This is a genomic window from Paraburkholderia sp. RL17-373-BIF-A, assembly GCF_046030175.1.
In the GTDB taxonomy this organism is placed as follows: Bacteria; Pseudomonadota; Gammaproteobacteria; order Burkholderiales; family Burkholderiaceae; genus Paraburkholderia.
Window position 1 is genome coordinate 74,932 of sequence record NZ_JARESO010000017.1, and the last position, 12,518, is coordinate 87,449.

13 protein-coding genes are annotated in these 12,518 nt (G+C 65.0%); 2 read left to right on the plus strand and 11 right to left on the minus strand.

What is annotated here, in order from left to right; all coding sequences use genetic code 11:
• Nucleotides 1–65: 65 nt before the first annotated feature.
• From P0D80_RS21710 to mltG, 8 genes are all read right to left on the minus strand, one after another.
• Nucleotides 66–1,289 carry a mechanosensitive ion channel family protein gene (locus tag P0D80_RS21710; RefSeq protein ID WP_408286645.1) on the minus strand — a complete coding sequence of 408 codons (1,224 nt, stop codon included), beginning with the start codon at nucleotides 1,287–1,289 and terminating at the stop codon, nucleotides 66–68.
• Nucleotides 1,290–1,689: 400 nt separating this feature from the next.
• Nucleotides 1,690–2,046 carry a Rap1a/Tai family immunity protein gene (locus tag P0D80_RS21715; protein ID WP_132374665.1) on the minus strand — a complete coding sequence of 119 codons (357 nt, stop codon included), beginning with the start codon at nucleotides 2,044–2,046 and terminating at the stop codon, nucleotides 1,690–1,692.
• Between the two features lie 317 nt (nucleotides 2,047–2,363).
• Nucleotides 2,364–3,089, minus strand: a complete 726-nt coding sequence (locus tag P0D80_RS21720) for an ankyrin repeat domain-containing protein (RefSeq protein ID WP_408286647.1) — start codon at nucleotides 3,087–3,089, stop codon at nucleotides 2,364–2,366.
• Nucleotides 3,090–3,156: 67 nt separating this feature from the next.
• The gene (locus P0D80_RS21725) at nucleotides 3,157–3,948 is read right to left on the minus strand and encodes a TatD family hydrolase (protein ID WP_408286649.1); all 792 of its coding nucleotides are present in this window, start codon (nucleotides 3,946–3,948) and stop codon (nucleotides 3,157–3,159) included.
• Between the two features lie 33 nt (nucleotides 3,949–3,981).
• A complete protein-coding gene (locus tag P0D80_RS21730; RefSeq protein ID WP_408286650.1) occupies nucleotides 3,982–4,506 on the minus strand; it encodes a GNAT family N-acetyltransferase in 525 nt (174 codons plus the stop codon).
• 120 nt (nucleotides 4,507–4,626) lie between these two features.
• Nucleotides 4,627–5,661: a DNA polymerase III subunit delta' gene (locus P0D80_RS21735; RefSeq protein ID WP_408286652.1), complete on the minus strand. Its 1,035-nt coding sequence runs from the start codon at nucleotides 5,659–5,661 to the stop codon at nucleotides 4,627–4,629.
• 94 nt (nucleotides 5,662–5,755) lie between these two features.
• A complete protein-coding gene (gene tmk / locus P0D80_RS21740; protein WP_408175446.1) occupies nucleotides 5,756–6,376 on the minus strand; it encodes a dTMP kinase in 621 nt (206 codons plus the stop codon).
• The gene (gene mltG, locus P0D80_RS21745) at nucleotides 6,376–7,386 is read right to left on the minus strand and encodes an endolytic transglycosylase MltG (protein WP_408286738.1); all 1,011 of its coding nucleotides are present in this window, start codon (nucleotides 7,384–7,386) and stop codon (nucleotides 6,376–6,378) included. Before mltG ends, tmk begins: the two co-directional genes overlap by 1 nt.
• A 78-nt stretch (nucleotides 7,387–7,464) precedes the next feature.
• Between mltG and ygfZ the strand changes: the two genes are divergently transcribed.
• Complete coding sequence (gene ygfZ / locus P0D80_RS21750) at nucleotides 7,465–8,538, plus strand: CAF17-like 4Fe-4S cluster assembly/insertion protein YgfZ (protein WP_408286653.1); 1,074 nt, start codon at nucleotides 7,465–7,467, stop codon at nucleotides 8,536–8,538.
• A gap of 89 nt (nucleotides 8,539–8,627) precedes the next feature.
• A complete protein-coding gene (locus P0D80_RS21755; RefSeq protein ID WP_408286655.1) occupies nucleotides 8,628–9,473 on the plus strand; it encodes an NRDE family protein in 846 nt (281 codons plus the stop codon).
• A 44-nt stretch (nucleotides 9,474–9,517) separates the two neighbouring features.
• Here the strand turns inward: P0D80_RS21755 and P0D80_RS21760 are convergent, their stop codons facing one another.
• From P0D80_RS21760 to P0D80_RS21770, 3 genes are all read right to left on the minus strand, one after another.
• Entirely contained in the window at nucleotides 9,518–10,477 is a 960-nt protein-coding gene (locus P0D80_RS21760; protein WP_408286657.1) for an alpha/beta hydrolase, read from the minus strand.
• Between the two features lie 82 nt (nucleotides 10,478–10,559).
• Nucleotides 10,560–11,450 carry an SDR family oxidoreductase gene (locus P0D80_RS21765; RefSeq protein WP_408286740.1) on the minus strand — a complete coding sequence of 297 codons (891 nt, stop codon included), beginning with the start codon at nucleotides 11,448–11,450 and terminating at the stop codon, nucleotides 10,560–10,562.
• A 58-nt stretch (nucleotides 11,451–11,508) separates the two neighbouring features.
• Nucleotides 11,509–12,507, minus strand: a complete 999-nt coding sequence (locus P0D80_RS21770) for an NADP-dependent oxidoreductase (RefSeq protein WP_342960283.1) — start codon at nucleotides 12,505–12,507, stop codon at nucleotides 11,509–11,511.
• Nucleotides 12,508–12,518: the final 11 nt, after the last annotated feature.

Here is a 12,518-nt window from a genome sequence, read left to right on the forward strand (position 1 = left end):
CGCTTGGGTGCCGGATCAGTTGCATTCATCGGCACCGCCATGCCAGAGTACGCCGCTTTCCGGCGTCAAACCTTTTCCTTGACCTGCCGCGGCACATCGGCCGCCGGCGGCCGTCCGGCGCGGCTCGCCACCGGATCGGCCTCGGTATGCGCGGCCGTGCTGCCGGCCGGCGTCTGCGTGCTGCGCGGCACCCAGTCGAGCGGTTCACCGTTGCCGGTTTCGAGTTCCGCCGACACTTCCGCACGGGCCCGCGGCAAGTACTGCGGGTAATGCTGCTGGATGAAATCGAGCAGCCCCTCGCGCACCCGGCAGCGCAAATCCCAGTTCAGGCCGGAATCGAGCGAACTGACCAGCGCACGCAATTGCATGGAGCGCTCGGTACCGTCCGTAACCTGCAGCACCTGCACGCGACGGTCCCACTCGGGCGCGTCCTCGACGATACGAGCCAGCTCCTCGCGCAACGGCGCGAGCGGCATGTGGTAGTCGACGTAAAGAAACACCGTGCCGATGATCTGCGAACTGCTGCGGGTCCAATTGGAAAACGGGTTTTCGATAAACCATTGCAGCGGCACGATCAACCGTCGCTGATCCCACAGACGCACCGACACATACGTGCCGGTGATTTCCTCGATACGCCCCCACTCGCCCTGAATCACGACGACGTCGTCGAGACGGATCGGCTGCGACAGCGCGATCTGCAAGCCGGCGATCAGATTGCCGAGCACCGGCCGCGCCGCGATACCGGCGACCAGGCCCGCCACCCCCGCCGACGCCAGCAGGCTCGCGCCGATCTGCCGGACGTTGGGAAACGTCATCAACGCCCCGCCCACGCCGACGATCACGATCACGAACATCACCGAGCGCGCCAGCACGCGTGCTTGCGTATGGATGCGGCGCGCCTGCAGGTTGTCGGCGGTATCGAGTGGATGGGCCTGAATGATCGCCTCGCCGATCGCCGCCGCCGAGCGCACCGAGAGCCACGTGATCGCGCCGATCAGCGTAATCGCAACGGCGTCGCGCAACGGCGTGATGAAGGTCAGCGTGTCCGGCGCTTCCCACCACACCGCCTCCAGCGCGAGGATCACGAGCACGCACAGCGACGGCTTGTCGATATAGCGCAGCACCACACTGGTGAGCGGATAAGGCCGCGCGAGCCGCGTCACGATGCGCGCGCCGATCCGATGAATGCCCACCGCCAGCACCATCGCGATGACCGAGACGATCAACGCGCCGAGCCACGTATGCAGCGGCGCTTCGGCCATGCGGCTGAGTTCGTCGAGAGTTGGCATGAAGGGGCTTTTCCTCCTGGCTTGAGCGGTGAACAGGACCCGCGCAGAGCGGGCGCGGAACCGGCAAGCATCGAACGTGGCTGCGGTGGTGCGTGATGCGCCGTTGCGCCGAACGGCGCCGGTGGCGAAGCATCCGCCAAAGAAGCGGGCGCGAGCCGCACGACTGCGCGCCGTCGCGGACTGCCTACAACCATCTTAGGTCGTTCGTCAGCGCGATCCTGGAAAGGTGCCGAGGCAAGCCGCTTCTGCAAACGGACGGCCGGGGTTCAAACCGGTTTTCAGGCGGGGCTTCGAAAAAGCCCCGGCGGGATTCCGGCGGCTGAAAACCCGAAACACACGCGCTAGCTAAAACGCCCAACGCACCCGATGCGGGCACGCGAGGCATCAGCCGTGATTCAATTCAACTACCGCTCCTGCAGGGAAACGCCTTGCCGAGCCCCAGCGAGATCGCCGTGCTGGCGTTGTAGCCCGCGACGTTCGGATTCTCCGCAATATATTTGCGCACCGCGTCAGTCAGCTGCGCCGAACGCGCGTCCTGCGGCAAGCAGAAGTACTGGCCGACGCGCGGACCGGTCGTGCCGCCGATCGCGTCGATGGTGTTGAAGATGCCGTCGGCGGCGCCTTCGATATAAGCGGCACACGCGCTACGCGATGCCACGTCCGTCTTGGTGCACAGCTTGTTGAGGTCGCCTCCCGTAAACGCTGCTGCCGATAGCGGTACGGCAAGCGCGCTGGCGAAAATCAAAGCCCGCAGCATGGTGTTCCTTTCCAGGGTCGTTTATCAGGCGGTCTTTCGCCGCGTCCAAACGGCGCGCCCAAGCGGCGCGCCAAAGTCGTCATTCTGCACTGTTTTGCGAAGCTCAAGCGTGCGCGGCGCCGCTATCTTCAGGCACTTTTTACTGCCTTGCCAGGCGGCGGCCGCTGCACCGGTACTTTCGCGCTTCGACGCTGGCACGCCTAAAGCTCGGATAGCGCGCCCAGGCGGCCGGCTGACCAGGCTGGCCTTGAGCGCGGCGTTTGGGCGACGCGCGTCGGCTGCCCATGAACCGCCGCCGACTCGCGCCGCCGCGCGCATCACTTCTGTTGCATCTGCTGCAGGCGCGCGGTCAGCCCTTCGACCACATCCGGCTCTTTATAGGTCTTGGCGAAATCGAGCGCCGTCATGCCGATCTGGTTCTTCACCGTCAGGTCCGCGCCGTTGTCGAGCAGCAGCTTCACCGTCGACACATGGCCGCCGCGCGCGGCCATCATCAGCGGCGTGGTGCCGTTCGGCGAGCCGGCATCGACATAGGCCGAATGGTCGAGCAGCACCTTGACGACGTCGTCATGGCCGTTCGCCGCCGCGTAGTGCAACGGCGCCCAGCCCTTCTTGTTGACCTCGGCGTCTTTCGCGATCAGCAGGTTGACGAAGTCGAGGTCGCCGTTGAGCGACGCCATCATCATCGCGTTCTCGCCGGCTTTGTCCTGAATCTCGATGTTGGTCTTCGGATTGGCGACTAGGGCCGCGCCGACCTTGTCCGATTTCTCGCGCGCGGCCAGCACCAGCAGTGGCATGCCCTGGTTGTCCACGCTGTTCGGGTCCATGCCCTTGGCGAGCAGTTTGTTGACGCCGTCGACGTCGTCGAACTTGACCGATTTGATCAGCGAATCGATCGGCGCAGCCTGAGCCGGCGACACCATCAGCGAAGTCAGCGCCGCACAGGCCAGCGTTGCCGCGAATGCGACGCGCGAGGCGCGGCGCCGTGCCGAAGCCAGCGCGCCACGCGCCGCCAAAGTGTCCTGGGATGCTGCGATCGACATCGAAATTTCTCTCATATTTGACTTTAGGAAACGTCCCTATCCTTTTGATATTTATCGACTTTACGTCTCACACGCCAGTGGGCGCGGGGATCTTGAAAAGGCGGAAAAAGTTCTGCGTGGTCGCGGCGGCCAGCGCCGTTTCCGGCATCTCGCGTTGCTGCGCGATGAAGCGTCCGACATAACTGACGTACGCAGGTTCATTAGGCTTGCCGCGATACGGCACGGGCGCGAGGTACGGCGAGTCGGTTTCGATCAGCAAGCGCTCGAGCGGCACGCGGCGCGCGACGTCCTGCACGTCGGTCGCGCTCTTGAACGTGACGATGCCCGACAGCGAGATATAAAAATTCTGCGCCAGCGCCTGTTCGGCGACGGCCCACGGCTCCGTGAAGCAGTGCATCACGCCGCCCGGCTCGCCCGCGCGCTCCTCGGCCATGATGCGCAGCGTGTCTTCCGACGACGAGCGCGTATGGATGATCAGCGGCTTTCCAGTGGCATGCGCCGCGCGGATATGGGTGCGAAAGCGCTCGCGCTGCCATTCCATGTCGGCGATCGTGCGGCCTTCCAGGCGGTAGTAGTCGAGACCCGTCTCGCCGATCGCGACCACCTTCGGATGCCCGGCCAGTTCGACCAGTTCGGCGACGCTCGGCTCGCGCATTTCCTCGTGATCCGGATGCACGCCGACCGAGGCGTACACGTTTTCATACCGGCTGGCGATATCGAGCACGGACGGCAGCGTTTCGAGATCGACGGACACGCACAGCGCATGCGTGACCGAGTGGCTGCGCATATTCTCGAGCACTTGCGGCAGGCGGTCGGCGAGTCCTTCGAAGTTGATATGGCAGTGCGAGTCGACAAACATGGTGATGTCCTGCGTAGGAGTGCTCGGGGTGAATCAGGCGGCGGCCGCGGCGGCGTCAAGGCGTTTGCCGAGAATCACCAGATCGCGTTCCACGCCATCCAGCACGGCCACGCGCGGCAGCGAGCCCCACGTGTCGAAACCGAACGCGCGGAACAGGCGCAAGCTCGCCTCATTGTGGCCGAAGATAAAGCCGAGCACGGAGTCGATGCCGAGCGCCGGCGCCGCCGCCAGCGAAGCCGCCAGCATTTGCTTGCCGAGGCCCCGGCCACGCGCGCTTTCGTCGAGATAGATGCTGACCTCGGCGGTGCGCTGATAGGCCGGACGGCCGTAGAAGTCCGAAAAGCTCAGCCAGGCGATCACTCGTCCGGGCTGTTGCGCATCTTCCACCACCCACAACGGCCGCTTTTGCGGACCGTGCGCGTGAAACCAGCCCAGCCGGCTTTCGACGCTGACCGGCTCGAGATCGGCCGTGACTTGCCGGGACGGCACCGTCGAGTTGTAGATGGCGACGATGGCGGGCAGATCGTCGAGCGTGGCATCGCGGTAGGAAAGGCTCATGGTGCGTTGAACGTGAGATGAAAGGCCAATGCAGGAACAGGACGAAAGATGGACCGGAGCGCCGGCCGCGCGCCGTTGCGAAGCGCGCCAGCCGCTGCCGGCCTGTCCCGCGGACAGGGCTTACGCGAACAGCTCGCGGTAGCCGATAAACAGTTCTTCGAACACCAGCCGCGCATTCAGCGGATGGTTCTCGACGGCGCGCTGGCGCGTGACGTTGCGCATGTAGCGCGCGAACGCGCTGGCATCGGCCTGCGACGCGCAGCGCGTCAGCGCCGCCGACGCTTGTGGAAAGTAACGTGGCGCGCCTGCCGTGCGCTGCGCCAGCAAATCGTACATCCAGCGTTGCAGCCAGCCTAGCACCAGCGGCACGGGCAGTTTTTGCAGCGCCTCGCCGCACGCGAAGGCGTCGCATTCGGGGCCGGCGGCGAGTTGCTTGAGCGTCCAGTCGCGCAGCGCGCGGTTCTCGTCGCTGGCGAGTGCGAATGCGGTGAGCGGCGCACCACCGGCTTCGGCGAGCAGCGCGGGCGCTTCGGCCGCGCCTTGCGCGGCGAGCCATTTCGTCGCCACTTCGGGCGCGGGGATGGTCATCGGCCATTGGCGGCAGCGGCTGATGATAGTGGGCAGCAGGCGGTCGATACGCGCCGACACCATCAGGAACACGACGCCCGCCGGCGGTTCTTCCAACGTTTTCAAGAGCGCGTTGGCCGCGGCGATATTCAACCCTTCCGCCGGGTACAGCACGACCACGCGCGCGCCGCCGCGGTGAGAACCCACGCCGACGAAGTCGAGCAAGCCGCGAATTTGCTCGATCTTGATTTCCTTGCTCGGCGTGCGAGTCTTCTTGCCTTCGTCGGCGTCGGCCTTGTCGGCTTTCTCGTCCGCGGCATTGTTCAGGCCCGCTTCCGCGGCCAGCGCCTCGGGCACGACGATCCGGTAGTCCGGATGATTGCCTTGCGCGAACCAGGTGCAGGCCACACACGCGCCGCACGGCTCGCCGTTGGGCTGTTGCGCTTCGCACAGCAGGCCTTGCGCGAGATGCTGCGCGAAGCGCAGCTTGCCGATTCCGGCCTGTCCATGCAGCAACAGGGCGTGCGGCCAGTGGCCGCGCAGTTGCTGCAGGCGGTTCCAGTCATCGGCTTGCCACGGATAAATCATCGTTTCTCTTTGAAATCAAACTGTTGCAGGAGTTTTATGAGACATAACACGAACTCTGCATAGCGTTATAAAACGAAGTTATATTCTTTTAGAATCAAAGAACTGCGATCAACTCTTCAAGTTTTCTCTGAATCTGCACAATGCTCTGCGCGGAGTCAATGATAGCGAACCGGTATGGCGCTTCTTCGGCACGGCGCAGATATTCGGCGCGAGTACGGTTGAAAAACGCCACCGACTCGCTCTCGAAGCGATCCGGATCGCGCACCGCGCTGCGCCGTTCGTTGGCGACCTCCGGCGCGAGGTCGAACAGCACCGTCAGGTCCGGTTGGAAACCGCCCTGCACCCAGCGCTCCAGCGTTTCGAGCTTGTCGCGCGGCAGACCGCGGCCGCCGCCCTGGTAAGCGAAGGTCGCGTCGGTGAAACGGTCCGACAGCACCCAGTCGCCGCGCGCGAGCGCCGGCTCGATCACCTCGGCCAGATGCTGGCGGCGCAGCGCGAACATCAGCAGCGCCTCGGTTTCGAGGTCCATTTTCTGATGCAGCACGATCTCGCGGATCTGCTCGCCGAGCGGCGTGCCGCCCGGTTCCCGCGTCATGACGACCGCGCGGCCGGTGCTTGCGACTTTCTGTTCGAGGCGCTCCCGAAACCAGCCGAGGTGGGTGGTCTTGCCCGCCCCATCGATGCCCTCAAACGTAATGAATTTACCCCGCGCCATCATTGCCCTCGAATGTATTTGTCCACGGCCTTGTTGTGATCGCCGAGGGTGTCAGAAAAGATACTGCTGCCGTCGCCGCGCGACACGAAATACAGCGCGGTGGTTTGCGCCGGGTTCAGCGCCGCTTGCAGCGACGCCACCCCGGGCAGCGAGATGGGCGTCGGCGGCAGACCCATCCGGGTGTAGGTATTGTAGGGAGTGTCGGTCTGCAGGTCTTTTTTCCTGATGTGGCCGGTGTAGCCGTCGCCCATGCCGTAGATCACGGTCGGGTCGGTTTGCAGCGGCATACCCACGCGCAGACGGTTCGCGAACACCGCCGCCACCATCGGCCGGTCGGACTTCTTGCCGGTTTCCTTTTCGATGATCGACGCCATGGTCAGCGCGTCGTACGGCGTCTTGTACGGCAGGTTCGGCGCGCGCGCGGTCCACGCCTCGTCCAGACGCAGGCGCATCAGACGGTAGGCGCGGCGGTACACGTCGAGATCGCTGGTGTTCTTGTCGAACAGATACGTATCCGGGAAAAACAGTCCTTCACCATTGCCGATCGGCGCTTCCGGCGCATTGATCGCGTTCATCAGATCGCTGTCGCTCATGCCGATCGTGTCGTGCTTGAGCGCCGGATTGGCGTCCAGCTCGGCGCGCATGCGCTTGAAGGTCCAGCCTTCGATGATGGTCGCCACATACTCGTTGACGTCGCCGCGGGCGATTTTCTGCAGCACCTCATAGGGCGTCACGCCCGTCTTGAACTCGTAGTTGCCCGATTTCAGCTCGCTTTGCAGCCCCAGCAGCCGCGTCATGATGACGAACAGTTCGGGCTCGACCGGCACGCCGCCTCGATTGAGCTGCAGCGTGACGCTGCGCAAGCTGCTGTGCGGCTTGACGGTGACATCGAGTTGCGCAGGGTTCAGATCGAGCGGGCTGTTGGCCCAGTGATACCCACCGGCAATTGCGGCTGCGGCCAGCACAACGACGATTGCGCCGGCGACGAAACATTTCTTGAAAAGGGTCATGCGAAACGTGGCAGGGTTGGACTGCATATAATACTTGTTTGCCTTAGCTAAAGTCAGAATTGACTGTTCTCGGAATCCATGAACACACCGCTCGCTACCGCTTCAGGCACTCTCTCTGGCACCGCCGTCACGGCAGCTTCCACGGCGCCCGCCGGCCTGCCCACGCTGCCGCGCCCTTCTGCCGATGAATTCGACGCCGTGATTCACCACGGCGCGTACATGCCGCTCACGCAGTTCGGCGTGATCGACGCCACCGGCGACGACGCAGCGAGCTTCCTGCACGGCCAGTTGACCAACGACACCCAGCACCTCGACGCCGCCAATGCGCGTCTGGCCGGCTACTGTTCAGCCAAGGGACGTCTGCTGGCGTCGTTCCTGACTTGGCGCAGCGGCGACACGATCCGCCTGCTGGCGTCGAAAGACGTGCAGGCCGCCGTGCAGAAGCGGCTCTCCATGTTCGTGCTGCGCGCCAAAGCCAAGCTCGTCGACGCGAGCGGCGAACTGGCCGTGATCGGCCTCGCCGGCGACGTGCGCAAGGCGCTCTCCGGCGTATTCGACGCGTTGCCGGACGGTGTGCACGTGAAGGTGGACGGCGCGGCGGGCTCGCTGATTCGCGTGCCGGATGCGCTCGAGCATCTGCGTTTTCTGTGGATTGGCCCGAAAGCGCAGGTCGAGTCGCTCCTGCCCTTGCTCGACGAAAAACTCAAACGCGTCTCGCCGGCCGTGTGGGACTGGCTCGACATTCGCGCAGGCGAGCCGCGCATTACCCAGCCGGTGGTCGAGCAGTTCGTGCCGCAAATGGTCAATTTCGACGTGCTCGGCGCGGTGAATTTCCGCAAAGGCTGCTATCCCGGCCAGGAAGTGGTGGCGCGCAGCCAGTATCGCGGCACGATCAAGCGGCGCACGTCGCTGGCCAATGTGGCCGGCGAACTCGACACGGTGCACGCCGGCGCGGAGCTGTTCCATTCGGACGATCCGGGCCAGCCGTGCGGCATGGTCGTAAACGCGGCGTCGGCGCCGGACGGCGGCGTCGATGTGTTGGTCGAAATCAAGCTCGCGGCGCTGGAAAACGGCTCGGTGCATCTGGGCGCGGCGGACGGCCCGGCGCTTCGGTTTCTCGCGCTGCCCTACGGGTTGCCGACCGAAATTTGAACTTCTCGCACGGTACGAAGCGGCGCAATCAGGCGCCGCTTTTTACTGGCCTATTCAACTGCAACGCCCCCACCGGGAGATGCTCCCCGATGTGCCTGATCGTCTTCGATTGGCGACCCGACGCGGTCGACGGCCCGCTCTTCACGCTCGCCGCGAATCGCGACGAATTCTTTCGCCGCACGGCCGAACCGATCAGTTGGTGGCATGACGAGCCGGGCGTGCTGGCCGGCCGCGATCTGGTGGGCGGCGGGACGTGGCTCGGCATGTCGCGCGACGGCCGGTTCGCCGCGCTGACCAATTACCGCGCGCCGCACGAAATGCGCGCCGATGCGCCGACCCGCGGCACGCTCGTCAGCAACTGGCTGAGCGGCGCCGCGCGCGACGCGACGGGAAACCCGCACTACACCCCGCTCGCGTACCTGCAACACGTTGCACAAACCGGCGACATCTACAACGGTTTCAATCTGCTGGTGGGCGACTGGACGCGCCGCGAACTCGCCTGGTACTGCAACCGGGGCGATCTCGCGCCCGCGCTGCTCGCTCCGGGCACGCACGGCATCTCGAACGCAGTGCTCGATACCGCGTGGCCGAAGCTGGTGAAAAAGCGCGCTGAACTGGGCACGCTGCTCGCGCGCGACGCCACGCCGCCGCTCGAACGCCTGATCGATCTGATGCGCGATCCGCGCCTCGCGCGCGACGACGAATTGCCGTCCACCGGCCTTCCGCTCGAACGCGAGCGGGCGTTGTCGGCGGCCTTCATCGAAACGCCGGAGTACGGCACGCGCGGCACGACCGCGTTGCGCGTGGCCGCGCATGGCGAAGTGATCAGCGTGGCCGTCGCCGAGCGTAGCGACGACAACGGCTCGCACCGGATCGCGCGGCCCGGCGACTTCGAACGCAGCTTCGCCTTCAATATCGAACGCGAGATTGTCTGAAGGTCATTCCATCGGCGGTTGATTGGCCAGCCACACAACCGCGTTCACTCGATGCCGAACGCCGCACGCAATGCCGCGGCGGCATCCGCGTGCGCCTCTGCGACCTCGGGTACGAAGCCGCCCATTTTGAAGAACTCGTGGATCATGCCCGGATAGCGCTTGAGCGTGACCGCATTGCCCGCGGCGCGCAATTTCTCCGCGTAGGCATCGCCTTCGTCGCTCAAGGGATCGTATTCGGCGGTGGCGATCCATGCCGGCGCAACGCCGCTGAAGTCGGGCGCGCCGCGTTGGCCGTCGAGCGGCGCGAAACGCCAGTCGTCGCGGTCGCCCGTATCGCGCACGTAATGCTCGAAGAACCATTGAATCGTGTCGCCTGACAGCAGAAAGCCGTTTGCGAGGCGCGAGTGCGAATCGGTTTGCTGATAGCCAGTCGTGCCCGGATAGATCAGCATTTGCAACGCGAGCTTGATCCCGGCATCGCGTGCGAGCACCGCGCAGACCGTCGCCAATGTGCCGCCCGCGCTATCGCCGCCTACCGCGAGCCGGCCGGTATCCAATCCGTATTCCGCGGCGTGCGTATGCAGCCAGATCAAAGCGTCGAACGCGTCGTCGACGGCTGTGGGAAATTTATGCTCCGGCGCAAGCCCGTAATCCACCGACATCACCGTGCACTGGCCGTCGCGCGCGAACATGCGGCACAGCGCATCGTGCGTATCGACGCTGCCCACCGTGAAGCCGCCGCCGTGGTAGTACACCAGCGCCGGCGCGGGCTCGGCCCAGCTCGGCTCGACTGGCTGATAAAGGCGCGCGCGAATCGTCGCGCCGTCGCGTGTCGGGATTCGCAGATCTTCGAGCGCGAACATCGGCGCGCTGGCGATCTCCAGAATCGGTGCGCTTTTTTCGTACGAGGCCCGCGCGTCTTGCGCGGTCATTTCGTGAAGCTTCGGGCGCTTCGCCCGCGCGATCATGTCGAGCACCTGCTCGATCTTCGGATTCAGCGGCATGGTGCGTCTGTTGGCGCATGAGCGCCGAAGGTTTAGAAAAAACCGGCGCGATAGCGCGCCGGCGATGCGATGAAAGTCGCGCCTAACCGGCGTTCTTCACTTCCGGCTTGAGCGACATCGGATCGGTGGGATTGCGCAACTGCTCGATGTCCTCGTGACGCAGCTTTACCGTCGCCATGATGCCTGGATGCGTGATGATGTAGAAACGCCGCGCGGCGATCGCCTCGAAGGTGATATCGGCGACATCGTCGGCACTCAGCTTGCCCGATTGCACCGCACGCTGCAGTTGCTTGCCCGCGGCGATCTGCGAGCGCGTCGGGCCACTGTCGTTGCGCAGGTCCGCGGGGCGCGCGCGTTCCGCATCGGCGATGCCGGTCGGCACGAAGGCCGGACACAGCAGCGAACAGCCGACGAGCCCACCCGCTGCCGCCTCTCCACCTTGCGCCAGCTGCAGGTCGTGATACAGCGTTTCGGTGAGCGACACCACGGCATGCTTGGACGCGTTGTAGATGCCCATCGCGGGCGGCGACAGCAGCCCCGCCACCGACGCCGTGTTGATGATATGCGCCGGCTCGTTCTGCGCCAGCATGATCGGCGTGAAGACCCGTACGCCGTGCGCCACGCCCATCACGTTCACGCCGAACACCCACGACCAGTCGTTCGCCGAGCTTTCCCAGAGGAAGCCGCCCGAGCCCACGCCCGCGTTATTGAAGAGCAGATGCACGCGGCCGTAGGCGTCGAGTGCCGCTTGCGCGAGGGCTTCGACTTGCGCGGCGCTCGCGACATCCGTCGGCACGCCGATCGCCTCGGCGCCGTCGGCGCGCAAGGCATCGACGGTTTGCGCAAGCGCGTCGGGATTGACGTCGGCCAGCACGAGCTTCATGCCGAGCGCCGCCCCCTTCTGCGCGAACGCGCGGCCGAAACCGCTCGCCGCACCGGTGATCACCGCCACCTTGCCTGCGAATTCGAACATCATGTGACTCCCCTGGGTTGATCGGCGTGTTGTGTGATTCGCTTGGCCGCCGTCGCCATCAGATCAGCTTGACGAGTTGCTTGCCGAAGTTCTTGCCTTTGAGCAGCCCGATGAACGCGTCGGGCGCCGCATCGAGTCCTTGCGCGATGGTCTCGCGATATTCCAGCTTCTTTTGCGCGACCAGCGTGCCGAGTTGCTTGAGCGCTTCCGGCCACACGTCCATGTGCTCGCTGACGATGAAGCCTTGCACGAGCAAACGCTGCGTGAGCATCAGCGACGGATGCTTGAGCGGCAGCGGCTGGCCGTCGTAGCCCGCGATAAATCCGCACAGCGCGATCCGGCCGAACGCGTTCATGCGCGCGAGCGTCGCGTCGAGCACTTCGCCGCCGACGTTCTCGAAGTAGCCGTCCACGCCATTCGGCGTCACGGCCTTGAGGTCCTGATAGAGATTGCCGGCCTTGTAATCGACGCAGGCATCGAAGCCGAGCGTCTCGGTCACATAGCGGCACTTGTCCGCACCGCCGGCGATGCCGACCGCTCGTGCGCCCGCCAGCTTCGCCAGTTGGCCGACCACGCTGCCCACCGCGCCGCTCGCCGCGCTGACCACCACGGTCTCGCCCGCTTTCGGCGCGATGATGCGATTCAGGCCGTACCACGCCGTGACACCCGGCATGCCGACCGGGCCGAGATAGGCCGACAAGGGCACATGCGTATCATCGACTTTCTGCACGCCGGTTCCGTTCGAGGTGCCGTATTCCTGCCAGCCGAACATCGCGACGACCTTGTCGCCGACCGCGAACTTCGGATTCTTCGACTCCACCACTTCACCCACCGTGCCGCCGATCATCACTTCGTTCAACGGCTGCGGCGCCGCGTACGACTTGCTGTCGTTCATGCGGCCGCGCATGTACGGATCGAGTGACAGGAAATGATTGCGCACGCGCAATTCGCCGTCGGCCAGCGGGGCGAGCGGTGTTTCGACGAGACGGAAATTGTCGGGCGTCACGGCGCCTTGCGGGCGCGACGCCAGCACGAGTTGACGGTTGATCTGGGGCATGACGATCGTCT